This is a genomic window from Streptomyces sp. NPDC001502 (genome assembly GCF_042894785.1).
GTDB classification, from domain to species: Bacteria; Actinomycetota; Actinomycetes; order Streptomycetales; family Streptomycetaceae; genus Streptomyces; species Streptomyces kutzneri.
Map to the genome: position 1 here is coordinate 142641 of NZ_JBIAVW010000010.1, position 16083 is coordinate 158723.

Annotated in this window: 15 protein-coding genes and 2 tRNA genes; 16 read left to right on the forward strand and 1 reads right to left on the reverse strand. The window is 71.8% G+C overall.

The annotated features are described in order from the left end of the window. Positions 1 to 14 precede the first annotated feature (14 nt). From ACFY0D_RS19585 to ACFY0D_RS19600, 4 genes are all read left to right on the forward strand, one after another. Positions 15 to 482, forward strand: a complete 468-nt coding sequence (locus ACFY0D_RS19585; RefSeq protein ID WP_390799575.1) for a hypothetical protein — start codon at positions 15 to 17, stop codon at positions 480 to 482. Between the two features lie 324 nt (positions 483 to 806). Further along, positions 807 to 2102 (forward strand): glutamate-5-semialdehyde dehydrogenase, encoded by a 1296-nt coding sequence (locus ACFY0D_RS19590; protein ID WP_390799443.1) that lies wholly within the window; start codon positions 807 to 809, stop codon positions 2100 to 2102. 77 nt (positions 2103 to 2179) lie between these two features. After that, positions 2180 to 2731 carry a hypothetical protein gene (locus ACFY0D_RS19595; protein ID WP_314244815.1) on the forward strand — a complete coding sequence of 184 codons (552 nt, stop codon included), beginning with the start codon at positions 2180 to 2182 and terminating at the stop codon, positions 2729 to 2731. Positions 2732 to 2799: 68 nt separating this feature from the next. Continuing rightward, positions 2800 to 4026 carry a hypothetical protein gene (locus ACFY0D_RS19600; protein WP_390799444.1) on the forward strand — a complete coding sequence of 409 codons (1227 nt, stop codon included), beginning with the start codon at positions 2800 to 2802 and terminating at the stop codon, positions 4024 to 4026. Here ACFY0D_RS19600 and ACFY0D_RS19605 read toward each other — a convergent pair. Beyond that, positions 4010 to 5080, reverse strand: coding sequence for a M48 family metallopeptidase (locus ACFY0D_RS19605; protein ID WP_390799445.1), 1071 nt, complete (start codon positions 5078 to 5080; stop codon positions 4010 to 4012). The genes ACFY0D_RS19600 and ACFY0D_RS19605 overlap by 17 nt on opposite strands. A 140-nt stretch (positions 5081 to 5220) precedes the next feature. On the opposite strand from ACFY0D_RS19605, the gene ACFY0D_RS19610 reads away from it, so the two are divergent. From ACFY0D_RS19610 to ACFY0D_RS19665, 12 genes are all read left to right on the forward strand, one after another. Then, positions 5221 to 5388: a hypothetical protein gene (locus tag ACFY0D_RS19610; protein ID WP_314244820.1), complete on the forward strand. Its 168-nt coding sequence runs from the start codon at positions 5221 to 5223 to the stop codon at positions 5386 to 5388. A 64-nt stretch (positions 5389 to 5452) separates the two neighbouring features. Beyond that, positions 5453 to 6070, forward strand: a complete 618-nt coding sequence (gene nadD / locus ACFY0D_RS19615; RefSeq protein ID WP_030008626.1) for a nicotinate-nucleotide adenylyltransferase — start codon at positions 5453 to 5455, stop codon at positions 6068 to 6070. Between the two features lie 24 nt (positions 6071 to 6094). Further along, a complete protein-coding gene (locus ACFY0D_RS19620) occupies positions 6095 to 7810 on the forward strand; it encodes an LCP family protein (RefSeq protein WP_390799446.1) in 1716 nt (571 codons plus the stop codon). Positions 7811 to 7929: 119 nt separating this feature from the next. Continuing rightward, positions 7930 to 8376, forward strand: a complete 447-nt coding sequence (gene rsfS / locus ACFY0D_RS19625) for a ribosome silencing factor (RefSeq protein WP_030008628.1) — start codon at positions 7930 to 7932, stop codon at positions 8374 to 8376. Next, entirely contained in the window at positions 8373 to 9029 is a 657-nt protein-coding gene (locus tag ACFY0D_RS19630; protein ID WP_390799576.1) for a histidine phosphatase family protein, read from the forward strand. The genes rsfS and ACFY0D_RS19630 overlap by 4 nt, the downstream gene beginning before the upstream one ends. 124 nt (positions 9030 to 9153) lie before the next feature. Then, positions 9154 to 9226 (forward strand) — tRNA-Ala (locus tag ACFY0D_RS19635). 144 nt (positions 9227 to 9370) lie between these two features. Then, entirely contained in the window at positions 9371 to 9604 is a 234-nt protein-coding gene (locus ACFY0D_RS19640; protein WP_008738908.1) for a hypothetical protein, read from the forward strand. Positions 9605 to 9735: 131 nt separating this feature from the next. Next, positions 9736 to 9808 (forward strand) — tRNA-Ala (locus ACFY0D_RS19645). A gap of 316 nt (positions 9809 to 10124) precedes the next feature. Next, complete coding sequence (gene leuS / locus ACFY0D_RS19650; protein WP_390799447.1) at positions 10125 to 12995, forward strand: leucine--tRNA ligase; 2871 nt, start codon at positions 10125 to 10127, stop codon at positions 12993 to 12995. A 130-nt stretch (positions 12996 to 13125) separates the two neighbouring features. Continuing rightward, positions 13126 to 13905: a hypothetical protein gene (locus ACFY0D_RS19655; RefSeq protein WP_390799448.1), complete on the forward strand. Its 780-nt coding sequence runs from the start codon at positions 13126 to 13128 to the stop codon at positions 13903 to 13905. Positions 13906 to 14042: 137 nt separating this feature from the next. Beyond that, positions 14043 to 14888, forward strand: coding sequence for a DegV family protein (locus ACFY0D_RS19660; protein ID WP_301371221.1), 846 nt, complete (start codon positions 14043 to 14045; stop codon positions 14886 to 14888). A 98-nt stretch (positions 14889 to 14986) separates the two neighbouring features. Beyond that, positions 14987 to 16006 (forward strand): helix-hairpin-helix domain-containing protein, encoded by a 1020-nt coding sequence (locus ACFY0D_RS19665; RefSeq protein ID WP_390799449.1) that lies wholly within the window; start codon positions 14987 to 14989, stop codon positions 16004 to 16006. Positions 16007 to 16083 lie beyond the last annotated feature (77 nt).

Consider the following 16083-nt stretch of genomic DNA (forward strand, 5'->3'; position numbering starts at 1 on the left):
CGGCGGCCCGTGGACTGGTCAACTGTGAGGGGCGGGCGGACCCGCGTGACGGAGACAGGAGGCGGCTGGTGAGACGAGCGCTGACCAGCGTCGGCACGGGGGACGGTGACGGCGGCGGTGGCGGGGAGGAGCAGGATCACGCATCGCGCCTGTGGCACGTGACCCTGAGCGTCTCCGGCAAGCCGGCCCCGCTGTCCGAGGTCCGGCGCGGGCTGGAGCAACTGGCCCACGACCATCCCTTCCTGCTGACCAGCCGGTACGCCGAGGACCACGCGGAGATCCGCTACTGGGAAGAGGCCCGGGACCTCCACGACGCGGCGGCCGTCGCCCTGCGCCTGTGGGGCGAACACCGCTCCTCGGCGAAGCTCCCGCCCTGGGAGATCGTCGGCCTGGAGGTCATCGACCGTGCCACCTACCACCAGCGCGTGGCGGAGGGCTACGGCCCACCCCCGGCCCACCCGGTAGGCGTCCACCCGTACTAGCCCCGGTCCGGGACCATCCAGCGGGTCCGGGACCGATCAGGCCCTCCGGCGTTTGAGGACCGGGGGGTCCGGGGCGGAGCCCTGGGTCTTCCAGCCCGTCCGGCGTTTGAGGACCGGGGTCCGAGGGCGGAGCCCCCGGGGAGACGGCGAGAGGGCGGGGCGGGGAGACGGCTCCGCGCAGCGGCCCCGCACCCGGCCCGCGCCGACACCGATCGCGGGGCCGCGGGGCGGAGCCCCGGCCCCACCCCGCCGACCCGGCCGGAGGCCGTCTCGCGGGGTGGAACCCCAGCGGCGGGGTACCGGCAGGGGATTACCCTGGGCGGCATGACCTCGCTCGATGCCGCCACCGCGACCGCCACCGCCACCTCGCCCGTCCTCGCCACCGCGCAGCGGTCCCGCACCGCCGCCGCGGCCATCGCCCCACTCCCGCGGTCCGCCAAGGACACCGCCCTGCTGGCGATCGCGGACGCGCTGGAGGCCCGTACGGCCGAGATCATCGCCGCCAACGCCGTGGACACGGACAAGGCCCGCGCCGCCGGCACCAGCGAGACCGTCGTCGACCGTCTCACCCTCACCGCCGAGCGCGTCGCCGCCATCGCGTCCGACGTCCGTGACGTCGCCGCCCTCCCCGACCCCGTCGGCGAGGTCGTCCGCGGCAACACCCTCCCCAACGGCATCGACCTCCGGCAGATCCGCGTCCCGCTCGGCGTCGTCGGCATCATCTACGAGGCCCGCCCCAACGTCACCGTCGACGCCGCCGCCCTCTGTCTCAAGTCCGGCAACGCGGTCCTCCTGCGCGGCAGTTCCTCCGCCTACGCCTCCAACACCGCACTCGTCGCCATCCTGCGGGACGCCGTCCTGAGCGCCGGCCTGCCCGCCGACGCGATCCAGCTCGTCCCCGGCGAGTCCCGCGACTCCGTCCGCGAGCTGATGCGCGCCCGCGGCCTCGTCGACGTACTCATCCCGCGCGGCGGCGCCTCCCTCATCAAGACCGTGGTCGAGGAATCCACCGTCCCGGTCATCGAGACCGGTACCGGCAACTGCCACGTCTACGTCGACGCTCAGGCCGACCTGGACATGGCGGTGGACATCCTCATCAACTCCAAGGCCCAGCGGCCCTCCGTCTGCAACTCCGCCGAGACCCTCCTCGTCCACCGCGACATCGCCGACGCCTTCCTGCCGCGCGCCCTCGACGCGCTCGCCGACGCCGGCGTCACCGTGCACGGCGACGCCCGCGTCCTCGCCGCCGCCGAGGGCGGCAAGGTCACCGCCCTGCCCGCCACGGACGAGGACTGGGCCGCCGAGTACCTGTCGTACGACATCGCCGCCGCAGTCGTGGACTCCCTCGACGACGCCGTCACCCACATCCGCCGCTGGACCTCAGGTCACACCGAGGCGATCGTCACCACCTCGCAGGCCGCCGCGCGCCGCTTCACCCAGCTGGTCGACTCGACCACGGTCGCCGTGAATGCATCCACTCGGTTCACGGACGGTGGCCAGTTCGGCTTCGGCGCGGAGATCGGCATCTCCACCCAGAAGCTGCACGCCAGGGGCCCGATGGGGCTTCCCGAGCTGACCTCCACCAAGTACATCGTCACCGGCGACGGTCACGTGCGGTAGTCAACCCCTGAGCGCGGTGTGGCCGGATTTCGGCGTACACCCTGCCCAAGGAGGCCCCCCAGGTCTAGGCTGGTCCTGTGCCGGACGACGTGGGGGGCAAGCCGTTCCCGGACGACGGGGAGCCCGACGACGACCGCGGAGGCGCGGAGTACGACTTCGCCTCCGTGGTGTTCGACGAGGACTTCGTCCGGAACGCCGAAATCCGTGAACCGAGCGCCGCCGAGCGCCAGCGGGCGGCCGACCGAGCGCGCGCGGAGGCCGAAGCCGCCCGTGCCGTGGCCGGCGGCTGGACGGGCGACGACGACTACGACAGCTACGGATACGGCCACCCCGACGGGTACGACGACGACCACGGCTGGGACCACGACGGCGGCCACGGGTACCCCTACGGCCCGTACGGGGCCTATGGCGGCAGCCTGCGTCCCTACCGCGGCCGCGCACCGTGGCTGCGCCCCGTCGCCTGGGTGCTCGCCTTCGTGATGGGCCTCGGCATGGTCGCCCTCGCCTTCAGCGCCGTGTACCGCAGCGCCTCTGGTGAGGCGGACCCCGCTCCCGCGCCCGCCAGTACCCCCAGGGGTGAAGTCACCGGCGTCGGCGCGTTTACGTACCCCTCCGTTCGCCAACCCTGAAGGTACGACCCCACTCGCATACGCCGGAGCCGGGGGCTTCTCTGAAGCGGGGACAGCGGGGAGAAGCGATGGCCGTGCCAGGAGATCCACCCAACAGCACCCCCGAGGGCATGGGCGGGGGCGACGACGACTTCCGCTCGGACGACTTCCGCTCGGACGACTTCCGCTCGGACGACTTCCGGTCGGACGAGTACCGGTCGGTGGTGTTCGACGAGGACTTCGTCCGCGCTGCCCGGCTCCAGGAATACTCCGCGCAGGAACGCATGGGCGAACACGCCCGCGCGGTGCGCAGCCGATCCATCTGGTCCGGCAGCGGATCCGCGTCCCGGACCAGCACCCCCGGCCGGGGCGCACGGCAGGGCATGCTGCTCGTGCTGCTCATCGCCACGGCCTTCGCCGTCGCCGTCTACATGGGGCTGCGCAACCCCTACGTGCCCCCGTCCGGGGGACCGGCCCAGGCGCTCAGCAGCACCGTGATCCCGCTCGCGCCGATCGCGGACGTGCCCGGCGGGCGCCCCGCCGAGCTGTACGCGAAGAGCCCCGCCGCCGACTACCGGGTCGGCGCGGCCGGCATCACCCTGCCCGCCGTGCGCCGCACGCACCACTTCACCGACGCCCAGGTCGTCGCCGCACTCTCCATCGCCAAGGACTACCTCGTGCAGTCCTCGCTGGACCCCGACATCCTCGCCGGCGCGGCCTCCCGCCCGGTGCGCGTCCTGCTCGACCCCGATCAGCTGGCGCAGTTCGACCGCAGCATGACCTCGCCCTCCGGCGACGGCCGCCACGCGGCCACCGGCTGGCTGGTCCGCTTCGACCAGGCCACCGCCGTCGTGGCCGACTCCCGGGTCCGGGTGAGCGGCACGCTCGCCTTCGAGGAGGTGGCCCCCGACATGCTGGAGGTCACCACCGACCACACCTTCGTCTACGCCGTACGGCCCGCCACCGGATCCCCGGCCTTGGCCGACGGCGCCTCGCTCTTCACCGTCCGGCGCGAGCTGCGGCTGCGCTTCGACCGGGAGGACCTGACGACCCGCCGGCTGGAGCTGGCCTCGGCCTATGTGATGGCCGGGCCGCAGGACTGCTCCGCCGACCCGGCCGCGGCTTTCCGCCCGCTCCTGGCCGGAGCCGGCCCGACCACGGTGGGCCCGGCGGCCAGCGACCCGTACGCCAGCGGCCGGCCGCGGCGCACGGCCGGGTTGTGCGGCGTCCTGGCTTCGCCGACGACCCCGGCCGTCACCTCGCCCGCGACACCGTCCCCGCCGCCGCAGGCCGCTCCCGTCAGCCCTGCTCCGTAGCCCCGCCCTTGTCCTGCGGCGCGGTGCCGGCTCCGGCGCCCGTGAACTTGTCGCGGAGCTTGCCGCCCAGGTCGCCCGCGCCGCCCGCGATGTCGCCCACCAGCTTCAGCAGCGGGTCCTTGCTGGTGCGCACGGAGTCGGCGTAGTGCGCGGCGGACTGCCGGAAGGAGTCGGCCACCGAGGTGTCCTTGTCCTCGTCCCGCCGCGGGTAGTGGCCGTCCATGATCCGCTGGTGGTCGCGGCTCTCCGCCCACTTCTTCAGCTCGGCCGCCCGCACCGTGGTGAAGGGGTGCGTCCGGGGCAGCAGATTCAGGATCTTCAGCACGGAGTCGCGCAGATCGCCGCTCGACTCGTACTCCTCGGCCTGGGCGAGGAAGGCGTCCACGTTCATCTCGTGGAGGTGGTTGCCGCCCGCGATCTTCATCAGCCCCCGCATCGAGGCCTGCACGTCCTGTCCCACCAGCAGCCCGGCCCGGTCGGCCGAGAGCTCCGACTTGCGGAACCACTCCCGCAGCGCGGTCACGATCGTCATGATCGCCACATTGCCCAGCGGGATCCACGCGACCTTCAGCGCCAGGTTGGTCAGGAACAGCAGGACCGTGCGGTAGACGGCGTGCCCCGACAGCGCGTGGCCCACCTCGTGGCCCACCACCGCACGCATCTCCTCCTCGTCGAGCAGCTCGACGAGGCCCGTGGTCACCACGATGATCGGCTCGTCCAGCCCGATGCACATGGCGTTGGGGTTCGGGTCCTGCTGCACGTACATCTGCGGGACCTTCTCCAGGTCCAGGATGTAGCAGGCGTCGCGCAGCATCGCGTACAGGTGCGGGAACTGCGTCTCGCCCACCCGCACCGACTCCGACAGGAACAGCAGCCTCAGGCTGCGCTCCGGAAGCAGCCCGCTCAGCACCTTGAACACGGTGTCGAAGCCGCTCAGCTTGCGCAGTGCCACCAGCGCGGAGCGGTCCGCCGGATGCTCGTACGCCCGCGACGAGATGCCGGGGAACCGCCTTCGGTCCCGCGCCGGTGCCTTCTCGAACCCTGTTTCCGTCATAGCGCCCTCCCCTGGATGGACCTGATCGACCCTGCGTCTATCCTCTCCAACGCCTGAGTCGGCGTGAGCGTGCCCCAGGCCCCCGCATACGATGTGAGCGAAGTCTCCGCCCGCTCCCCGACTCGATAGGTATCTGCCTGATGAGCCTCTCCACCACCGCCCACAACCTGGTCGTCCTCGCATCGGAGGGGGCCGAGCAGCACGGCGGCAACCACGACAGCCTGAACCCGTACCTGACCGGCGGCGGTGCCTTCCTGATCCTGATGCTGATGCTCTGGGTCACCACGCGCCTGAACCGCGACCGCTGAACCCGCTGAACCAGCTGAACCCGCCGAGAACGCCGCGTCCCCCGGGCCAGTAGGCTCTGCGCTCATGGGAGAGCAGGAGATGCCTACCGGTCCGGTCAAGCGCCGGCTCGGAGTGATGGGCGGGACATTCGACCCGATCCATCACGGACACCTGGTGGCCGCCAGCGAGGTGGCCGCCCTTTTCCACCTCGACGAGGTGATGTTCGTGCCGACCGGCGAGCCGTGGCAGAAGTCGCAGCGGGCCGTGTCGCCGGCCGAGGACCGCTACCTGATGACGGTCATCGCCACGGCCTCGAACCCGCAGTTCTCGGTGAGCCGCATCGACATCGACCGCGGCGGGCCGACGTACACCATCGACACCCTGCGGGACCTGAAGGCGCAGAACGACGATGCCGACCTGTTCTTCATCACCGGTGCCGACGCGCTCGCACAGATCCTGACCTGGCGCAACGCCGAAGAGCTCTTCTCGCTCTCCCACTTCATCGGCGTCACCCGGCCGGGCCACGTGCTCACCGACGACGGGCTCCCGGAAGGCGGCGTCTCCCTGGTGGAGGTGCCCGCGCTCGCGATCTCGTCCACCGACTGCCGTGCGAGGGTGGCCCAGGGGGACCCTGTCTGGTACCTGGTGCCGGACGGTGTCGTGCGTTACATCGACAAGCGTGAGCTGTACCGGGGAGCCTGAGCTTCCGGAGAGAGGGGCCCCGCGGTGAACGACCGACAGGATCCGTACGACCCGTATGCCGCCCAGGAGCAGCAGCTCGTCGGCTACGACGCGTACGGGCGGCCGGTGTACGGCCAGGTGCCCGCGCAGCCCGCCCAGCCCACTCCGGCCGCCCCGCAGCAGTACGGGCAGCAGTACGAGCAGCAGCAGTACGGCTACGACTACCAGGGCTACGGCCAGCAGCAGCCGCAACAGCAGTACTACCCGCAGCAGCCGGCCGCCCAGGAGTACGGGCAGCAGGAGTACACCCAGGCGCCCGCCTACGGGTACGACACGCAGCAGACCCAGCAGTGGATCCCGCAGCAGACCGCCCCGGAGCCCCCGGTCCCCGCCGAACGGCCGGCCGCCCAGGTGCCCGAGCCGCGCCGGCCGGACGCCGACGAGGACGGTCCGCGGAGTGACGACCGCGAGCGCGACGGCGAGCCCCAGGCGGACCGGGACTACCGCACCGAGATGTTCGCCTTCATCGACCAGCCGGACGAGGACTCCGAGGACGTCATCGACTGGCTCAAATTCACCGAGAGCCGCACCGAACGCCGCGAGGAGGCCCGCCGCCGCGGCCGCAACCGGGTGGTGGCGCTGATCGTGGTCCTCGCCCTGTTCGTCGTCGCCGGACTCGGCTACCTCTGGTACGCGGGCAAGCTGCCCTTCCTCGACGGCCCCGGCGAGAAGAAGACCGGCGCGACCGCCGACGCCGGAGCGCAGAAGCGGGACATCATCGTCGTCCACCTGCACAACACCAAGAAGGGCGGCACCTCCTCGGCGCTGCTCGTCGACAACGTCACCACCAAGCAGGGCGCCACCGTCCTGCTGCCGAACACCCTGGCCGTCACCGGCCAGGACGGGACGCCGACGGGGCTCGGCAAGTCGGTCGGGGAAGGCGGTCTCGGCACCCGCGAGGCCCTCGACTCCGTGCTGGGCACCCGCATCGGCGGCACCTGGCGCCTGGACACCCCCTTCCTGGAGAACCTGGTCGAGCTGGTCGGCGGCATCGAGGTCGACACCGACACCGCCGTCCCGGCCGACGACGCTGCCAAGACCCCGGCCGTGGCCCAGGGCCAGAAGCAGAGCCTGAGCGGCCCGATGGCCGTGGCGTACGCCACGTTCCGCGGGCAGGGTGAACCGGAGGCCAAGCAGCTGGAACGCGTGGGCAAGGTGCTCCAGGCGGTGCTGCGCAAGGTTCCGAGCGACCCGAAGGCGGCGGCCGTGACCGTCGACAGCATCGGCCAGATCCTCGATCCCGCCCTGAACGCGCAGACCCTCGGGGCCCTGCTGTCCCGGCTCGGCGCGCACGCCAAGGTGGGCGCGTACCGCACGGACGTCCTCGCGGTGAAGGCGGACGGCACGCTCACGGACGACGCGAACAAGTCGGTCGTCAAGGAGGTGCTGGGCGGCTCCGGCGCCGCGGCGCAGCCCGGCGCGGCCCCGCGCGTCGGCCTCAAGGACGCCACCGGCGACGAGAAGATGCAGGTCGCGGCCAAGGCGACGCTCGTGAACGGTGGCTACGCCTTCGTCGACGGCGGCAAGGCCGACAAGACGGCGGCCGCCTCGCAGATCACCTACCAGGACGACGCGCAGCGGGACCGCGCGATCGAGGTCGCCAAGACGCTGGGACTGCCCGAGACGGCCGTGAAGAAGGCCGAGAACGCGGTGAACGCGGAGATCGTGGTGATCCTGGGCAAGGACTACAAGGCGTCCTGACCAGGCTCCGGAGCAGCCCCGAGGGGGGCTTTCGCCCGCGCGCGACGCTGCGCGCGGGCGGTGTCGGCGGTACATGAGACCCTTGTAAGGATCTGCCCGCCAACCCGAAAGCATGGCCAGTGACCGCCACGGACCGCTCCATCGAGCTCATCACCGCCGCCGCCCAGGCCGCGGCCGACCGGCTCGCGCACGACATCATCGCGTACGACGTCAGCGACGTGCTGTCGATCACCGACGCCTTCCTGCTCGCCTCGGCGCCCAACGACCGCCAGGTCAAGTCGATCGTCGACGAGATCGAGGAGCGCCTGCTCAAGGAGCTCGGCGCCAAGCCGGTGCGCCGCGAGGGCGACCGCGACGCCCGCTGGATCCTGCTCGACTACGTCGACATCGTCGTCCACGTCCAGCACAGCGAGGAGCGTGTCTTCTACGCGCTGGAGCGCCTGTGGAAGGACTGCCCCGAGATCGAGCTCCCCGAAGACGCCAAGCTCACCATCGGCAAGGCCGAGGAGCACGCCAAGCTGCGCGAGGCGGCGGGCGACGACGAACTGGACGGTGATCTGTTCTGAGCGCGACCACCTCGGGCAAGTCCGGCAGGAAGATCGTCCTCTGGCGGCACGGCCAGACCTCGTGGAATCTGGAGCGCCGCTTCCAGGGCTCCACGGACATCGAGCTGACCGAGGCGGGTGTGGCGCAGGCGCGCCGCTCCGCGCGGTTGCTCGCCTCGCTGAAGCCGGATGCCATCGTGGCCTCCGACCTGCAGCGCGCCTCCGCCACGGCTGCCGAGCTGGCGGCCCTCACGGGGCTGGCGGTGTCGCACGACGCGGCGCTGCGCGAGACGTACGCCGGCGAGTGGCAGGGCCTCACGCACGACGAGATCCTCGAGAAGTACGGCGAGCAGTATTCGGCGTGGAAGCGCGGCGAACCGGTCCGCCGCGGCGGCGGTGAGCTGGAGACCGAGGTCGCCGACCGCGCGGCGCCGGTGGTGCTGGAACACGCCGACCGGCTGCCGCAGTCCGGCACCCTCGTCGTGGTCAGCCACGGCGGCACCATCCGTACGACGATCGGGCGCCTGCTGGGCCTGGACTCGTACTACTGGGAGGGCCTCGGCGGGCTCTCCAACTGCTGCTGGTCCGTCCTCGGCGAGGGCGCGCGCGGCTGGCGTCTGCTGGAGCACAACGCCGGCACGCTGCCGGAACCGGTGCTCGGCGACGACGACTAGAGCGGCCTTTCGCCGCTCCCCGGCGGGGGTCCCACCCGGATTTCACTTTCCGGCTGGTCACAGGCTAGAGTTCTTCTTGTTCGTAGCGCAGAACACCGGAGACGGGGGGAGCGCGGCGGAGAGCGGGGCTATAGCTCAGTTGGTAGAGCGCCTGCATGGCATGCAGGAGGTCAGGAGTTCAATTCTCCTTAGCTCCACAATCAGGATCCCGTCCCCAACAGGGGGCGGGATCCTTGCTTTTGTACCCTTTGCGTTTGCTGACCTGGCCCGCACCGGCATGGCAGAATCGTGACCGCCGGAGGGGGACACGACGGCCCGACGCGGGAGGGAGTCGCTGACGGATGGGTGCACACCGGCGCCGGTGCGACTGGTGCAACAACGGCACGCCGATCGTGCGGGACATGGACCCGGTCAACCCCGACTACCAGTACTGGTGCGAGGAATGCGCTCGGGCGCTGATCATAAAAGGCGACCCGATCGAGACGTACCGTGAGCTGGAAGGGGAGCCGATCTACGGGCGGCTGCTCGACGAGCACTGCACGCTCAAGCGGTTCTATCAGTTCGCGAGGGCGTGACAAGTTGGCTCAAATCGGACATGGCCTCTGGTCGGTGGAAACCGATTTTTGGACCAGGGCCATGACCGTGTAATGTTTGGGACGTCGCCAAGGGGAACCGGCAAGGGAAACCGAAGCGGCAAGCGCAACAAGGGGCTATAGCTCAGTTGGTAGAGCGCCTGCATGGCATGCAGGAGGTCAGGAGTTCAATTCTCCTTAGCTCCACAGTGAAGAAGCGGGCCACCCGGATCGGGTGGCCCGCTTCTCGTTGTGCCCTGGCGTCCCCGTGCCCTTGTGCCCTGCGCCCCCGTGTGCTGTGTGCCGCGTGCCGTGTCGACGGGTGGAACGGCCGAGCGTCGGAAGGGGCCGCTGCGGTACCCTGACGCCATGCGTGCCGTACGCCTTCTGCTTACCGAGCCGCGCTGATCAGTACCGACCCTTCGAGATGGTCGGACCCGGCGCGGCGTCCCCTCCTGTGCGAGGGGTTTTTTCGTTTGGGCAGGCAGAGACGGCAGAGACGATCGATGGAGCTTCAGAAATCATGAGCGAGACGAACACCCCGGCCCCCGAGGCGGCCGAGGCGCACCGCTACACGGCTGCCATGGCCGCCGACATCGAGGCACGCTGGCAGGACGTCTGGGACGCGCAGGGCACGTACGAGGCCCCGAACCCCACCGGTGACCTGGCCGGGGACCCCGCGGTGGTCGCACGGCCCAAGAAGTTCATCATGGACATGTTCCCGTACCCCTCGGGTGCGGGCCTGCACGTCGGACACCCGCTCGGGTACATCGCCACCGACGTCTTCGCCCGCCACCAGCGGATGACCGGCCACAACGTCCTGCACACCCTGGGCTTCGACGCCTTCGGCCTGCCGGCCGAGCAGTACGCCGTGCAGACCGGCACGCACCCGCGCGTCTCGACCGAGGCCAACATCGAGAACATGAAGGTCCAGCTGCGCCGGCTGGGCCTGGGCCACGACAAGCGCCGGTCGTTCGCCACGATCGACCCGGACTACTACAAGTGGACCCAGTGGATCTTCCTGCAGATCTACAACTCCTGGTACGACGCCGACGCGAAGAAGGCCCGGCCGATCACCGAGCTGGTCGCCGCCTTCGAGGACGGCTCCCGTGAGGTCCCCGGCGGCCGCGCCTGGGCCGCTCTGACCGCGGCCGAGCGGGCCGACGTGCTGAATGAGTACCGGCTGGCGTACTCCTCGGACGCGCCGGTGAACTGGTGCCCCGGGCTGGGCACCGTGCTGGCCAACGAGGAGGTCACCGCCGACGGCCGGTCCGAGCGCGGCAACTTCCCCGTCTTCAAGTCCCGGCTGAGCCAGTGGAACATGCGGATCACCGCCTACGCCGACCGGCTGATCGACGACCTGGACGCACTGGACTGGCCCGAGGCCATCAAGCTGCAGCAGCGGAACTGGATCGGCCGCAGCGAGGGCGCGCGCGTCGACTTCGCGCTGGGCGACGAGGCCATCACCGTCTTCACCACCCGTCCGGACACCCTGTTCGGAGCCACCTACATGGTGCTGGCGCCCGAGCACCCGCTGGTCGAGAAGTTCGTCCCGGCCGCCTGGCCCGAGGGCACCCACCAGGTGTGGACCGGCGGACACGCGACCCCGGCCGAGGCCGTCGCCGCGTACCGCAAGCAGGCCGCGGCCAAGTCGGACGTCGAGCGGCAGGCCGAGGCCAAGGACAAGACCGGTGTCTTCACCGGCGAGTACGCGGTCAACCCGGTCAGCGGCCAGAAGGTCCCGGTCTTCATCGCCGACTACGTGCTGATGGGCTACGGCACCGGCGCGATCATGGCGGTCCCGGCGCACGACGCCCGCGACTTCGAGTTCGCGCGCGCCTTCGAGCTGCCCGTCCGCTGCGTGGTCGAGCCGACCGACGGGCGCGACATCGACCCGGCCGAGTGGGACGACGCCTTCGTCTCCTACGACGCGAAGCTGGTCAACTCGACGGGCGAGGGCATCGCCCTGGACGGCCTGGGCGTCGTCGAGGCGAAGGCCACGATCACCGACTGGCTGGCCGAGCGCGGCATCGGCGAGGGCACGGTCAACTTCCGGCTGCGCGACTGGCTGTTCAGCCGTCAGCGCTACTGGGGCGAGCCCTTCCCGATCGTCTACGACGAGGACGGCGTCGCGCACCCGCTGCCCGAGTCGATGCTGCCCCTGGAGCTGCCGGAGGTCGAGGACTACTCCCCGCGCACCTTCGAGCCGGACGACGCCGCCTCCAAGCCGGAGACCCCGCTGTCGCGCAACGGCGAGTGGGTGAACGTGGAGCTGGATCTGGGCGACGGCCGGGGCGTGCGCTCCTTCCGCCGCGAGACCAACACCATGCCCAACTGGGCCGGTTCCTGCTGGTACGAGCTGCGCTACCTGGACCCGAACAACGCCTCGGCCCTGGTGGACCCGGAGATCGAGCAGTACTGGATGGGCCCGCGCGAGGGCGCACCGCACGGTGGTGTCGACCTGTACGTGGGCGGCGCCGAGCACGCGGTGCTGCACCTGCTGTACGCCCGCTTCTGGTCGAAGGTGCTGTTCGACCTGGGTCACGTCTCCTCGGCGGAGCCGTTCCACAAGCTCTTCAACCAGGGCATGATCCAGGCGTACGCGTACACCGACGCGCGGGGTGTCTACGTGCCCGCGGCCGAGGTCGAGGAGCGCGACGGCGGCTACTTCTACCAGGACCAGCCGGTCAAGCGCGAGCACGGCAAGATGGGCAAGTCCCTGAAGAACGCCGTCACGCCGGACGAGATCTGCGAGGAGTACGGCGCGGACACGCTGCGCCTGTACGAGATGGCGATGGGTCCGCTGGACGTCTCCCGTCCGTGGGACACCCGGGCCGTGGTGGGCCAGTACCGGCTGCTGCAGCGCCTGTGGCGCAACATCGTGGACGAGGAGACGGGCGCGGTGACGGTCGTCGACGCCGAGCCCGCCGAGGACACCCTGCGCGCGCTGCACAAGGCCATCGACGGGGCCGGCTCGGACCTGACGGGGCTGCGCTTCAACACCGCCATCGCGAAGATCACCGAGCTGAACAACGCGCTGACGAAGGCCGGCCGCCCGCTGGAGCGCTCGGTCGCCGAGGCCCTGGTGCTGCTGGTCGCCCCGCTGGCCCCGCACATCGCGGAGGAGCTGTGGCACCGCCTGGGTCACAGCGAGTCGGTGGTCCACCAGGACTTCCCGGTCGCGGACCCGGCGTACGTCGTGGACGAGAGCGTGACGTGCGTGGTGCAGGTCAAGGGCAAGGTCAAGGCACGGCTGGAGGTGCCGCCGACGATCTCCGAGGCGGAGCTGGAGCAGCTGGCCGTGACCGATGAGGGTGTCGTGGCGGCGCTGGGCGGCGCGGAGATCCGCAAGGTGATCGTGCGCGCGCCGAAGCTGGTGAACATCGTCATCTGAGGGCGCACCCCCGCATAGGGGGGATCCCGTACGGGCAGGTTGGGGGTTCGATTGGAACCCCTGGCCTGCCCGTGGCGTTTACCGTGGAGGGGACGGAAAAGAGCCGTCGGGTACTGGGGAAGGGATGCTCATGGAGGCCGCGTTGATCATCTTCGCGCTGATGGTGCTTTTCACCTTCCTGGGGTTGGGTGTGTACGCGACCGTCAAGGTGGTGCAGGCGACCAAGCGCGGTGTGGACCGGACCATCACGCAGGCGCGGCGGACCGTGGAGGACACCACGCTGCGCGCCAAGAGCTTCGGTCAGGTCGGGGTCACGGGGGCGTTGGCGCAGCTGCGGCTCGACCTGCGGACCTCGATGCGCGCCACGGAGCAGGCGCTGCAGGACGGCGTCCGGGTGGACGCCTCGCTGCACGAGTCGATCGCGCTGTTCGAGCGGCTGAGCACGCACGGGCGCGAGCTCGACGACGAGCTGAAGCGGCTGGAGCAGGACCCGGACCGCGGACGGATCGCGGAGCGTCTGCCGGATCTGCGGGAGCGGACGGCCAAGATCAAGCAGGCCGCGGACTCGCTGCGGTGGGCCGCGCGGGACCGGGCGCAGCGCTTCGCGCAGGACGACCTGTCCACGCTGTCGGCCCAGATCGAGGTCGAGTCCGACGCGCTGCGGGACTGGCAGCGGGAGCCGGTGGACGACCTCGCGGCGGCGGCCGCGGCGTGGGACGCGGCGCAGGCGAACGGGGCCGCGGCGGGTCCGGCGCAGGCTCCGGGGAACGCCCCGGCGAACGCTCCGGGGCAGCCTGCGGCGGCGGCGAGCCCGGCGTGGGGCGCGGATCAGCCGCAGGCCCTGAACCCGGCCGCTCCGGCGCCGCAGTACCCCTGGCAGAAGGCGCGTCGACCGGAAAGCACCACCTGAGGCGGGGCGCGCGGGTACCCGTAGGGGCTTGTACCGGGCTCGTACCGTAGGCTCTCGCCGCCCCAGGGACGCCGGCCGACGGTCGCGTCGTGGGGCCAGGCTGCCGTCATGCCCCCACTGGCGGTAACCTCCGGCTCATGTCCCGCCATGTCGCCATCGTCACCGATTCCACGGCCTACCTGCCCCGACCGGCCATGGCGCGGCACGGAATCACCGCCGTCCCGCTCACCGTGGTGCTCGGTGGTGAGGCGCTTGAGGAAGGCACCGAGATCTCGGCGCGCAGCCTGGCCCTGGCCTTGCAGAAGCGCCGCTCGGTCACCACTTCGCGCCCCAGCCCGGAGGAGTTCGTCCGGGCCTACCGGGCGGCCGCGGACGCCGGGGCGACCGGCATCGTCAGCCTGCACCTGTCCGCCGAGCTGTCCGGCACCTACGACGCCGCCGCGCTCGCCGCGAAGACCGCACCCGTGCCGGTGCGCGTCGTGGACACCGGCATGATCGCGATGGCTCTCGGCTTCTGCGCGCTCGCCGCCGCCGAGGTGGCCGAGGCGGGCGGGTCCGTGGACGAGGCCGTGGCGGCCGCCGAGAAGCGCGCGGCGGACATGGCCGCGTTCTTCTACGTCGACACCCTCGACTACCTCCGCCGCGGCGGCCGGATCGGGGCCGCGCAGGCCCTCCTCGGCTCCGCCCTGGCGGTGAAGCCCCTGCTGACGCTGGACGGCGGGCGGATCGAGATGCTGGAGAAGGTCCGTACGTCGTCCAAGGCCATCGCCCGCCTGGAAGAGCTGGCCGTCGAGCGCGCCGGGTCCGCCGCCGTCGACGTGGCGGTGCACCACCTGGCGGCTCCGGAGCGGGCGGAGAAGCTCGCCGAGCGGCTCCGCGAGCGCATCCCCGGGCTGGTCGAGCTGCACGTCAGCGAGGTCGGTGCGGTGATCGGGGCGCACACCGGCCCGGGGCTGCTGGCGGCGGTCGTCTCGCCCCGCTGATCACCGGAACGGGTGGCGCGGTTATCCACAACGAGGCTTTTTTCCACCGGAATTGAGTGATCCGAACCGGGGGCGGGATCGGCCTCTACGGTCGTGGCATGACTCTTCGAACGCGTGCTTCGTCTCCGTCGGGCGCCACCAGCGGCCCGGGCCGCCCCCGTCTCTCCGACGGCCGACTCCCCGAGAACCGGCTCTCCGGCAGCCGTCTCCGGCACCGCCGTACGGCGCGTCGTGGCCGGCGGGTTCCTCACCCGGAGCCGGGCGCGGTGCGGCGACGGGCCGAGGCCTTGCTGGGCGGCAGCAGCCCGCCGCATGCCCCGCCGCCCAGGGCGCTCCAGGCGCCGCCCGCGGCCCCGGACGGGGCCGATGTCCAGGCACCGTCCGACGAGGCGTCCGGGCTGCCCCCAGGGGCTGCGCGGAGGCTGGCCGTGCGGGAGCGGCTGCCGCTGTGGCTGCAGGACCGCTGCGAGGTGCGACCGCGTGCGGTGGCCGCCGTCGGGGTGGTGCTGCTCGCGGCCGTCGGTTGCGCCGGGCAGCAGTACTGGTCGGCCCGGCCGCGGGCGGTGACCGTGCCCGCGGTGGTCGCCCCGGGGGCCGTGCCGGGGGCCGTCCCGGCGGCGGCCACGGCACCGGCGGAGGCTCCGGCCCCGGGAGCGGGGGCCGGTGGGGTCGGTGGTGCCGCGCGGATCGTCGTCGACATCAGCGGCAAGGTCCGGGATCCCGGGGTGCGGCGGCTGCCCGCGGGTTCGCGGGTGGAGGACGCGTTGGCCGCCGCCGGGGGAGTGCGTCCCGGCACCGACACGACCGGGCTGAACCGGGCCCGCGTGCTGATGGACGGCGAGCAGGTGGTCGTCGGCGCCCCGGCGCAGCCGCCACCGGCCGCCGGGCCGGGCGGCGGTGCCGGCTCCGGTCCTGGTCCTGGTCCTGGCCCGCTGAGTCTGGGTTCGGCCACGGTCGCCCAGCTCGACGGGCTGCCGGGAGTCGGGCCGGTACTGGCGCAGCACATCGTCGACTTCCGTACCGCCCGCGGCGGCTTCCGCTCCGTGGAGGAACTCCGCCAGGTCGACGGCATCGGTGAGCGGCGCTTCGCCGACCTGCGCACGCTGGTGCGGCCGTGAGCCGCCCGGAGGTTCCGGGCCCGCCGGACCTCCGCCTCGTGGTGCCCGCCGGGGCCGCCTGGGCGGCGGCCGCCCTC

Excerpts from the sequence above, each read along its gene's own strand:
- ACFY0D_RS19590 (WP_390799443.1), top strand. The coding sequence starts at position 807 with ATGACCTCGCTCGATGCCGCCACCGCGACCGCCACCGCCACCTCGCCC.
- ACFY0D_RS19600 (WP_390799444.1), top strand. The coding sequence starts at position 2,800 with ATGGCCGTGCCAGGAGATCCACCCAACAGCACCCCCGAGGGCATGGGC.
- ACFY0D_RS19605 (WP_390799445.1), bottom strand. The coding sequence starts at position 5,080 with ATGACGGAAACAGGGTTCGAGAAGGCACCGGCGCGGGACCGAAGGCGG.
- ACFY0D_RS19610 (WP_314244820.1), top strand. The coding sequence starts at position 5,221 with ATGAGCCTCTCCACCACCGCCCACAACCTGGTCGTCCTCGCATCGGAG.
- nadD (WP_030008626.1), top strand. The coding sequence starts at position 5,453 with ATGGGAGAGCAGGAGATGCCTACCGGTCCGGTCAAGCGCCGGCTCGGA.
- ACFY0D_RS19640 (WP_008738908.1), top strand. The coding sequence starts at position 9,371 with ATGGGTGCACACCGGCGCCGGTGCGACTGGTGCAACAACGGCACGCCG.
- leuS (WP_390799447.1), top strand. The coding sequence starts at position 10,125 with ATGAGCGAGACGAACACCCCGGCCCCCGAGGCGGCCGAGGCGCACCGC.
- ACFY0D_RS19655 (WP_390799448.1), top strand. The coding sequence starts at position 13,126 with ATGGAGGCCGCGTTGATCATCTTCGCGCTGATGGTGCTTTTCACCTTC.
- ACFY0D_RS19660 (WP_301371221.1), top strand. The coding sequence starts at position 14,043 with ATGTCCCGCCATGTCGCCATCGTCACCGATTCCACGGCCTACCTGCCC.
- ACFY0D_RS19665 (WP_390799449.1), top strand. The coding sequence starts at position 14,987 with ATGACTCTTCGAACGCGTGCTTCGTCTCCGTCGGGCGCCACCAGCGGC.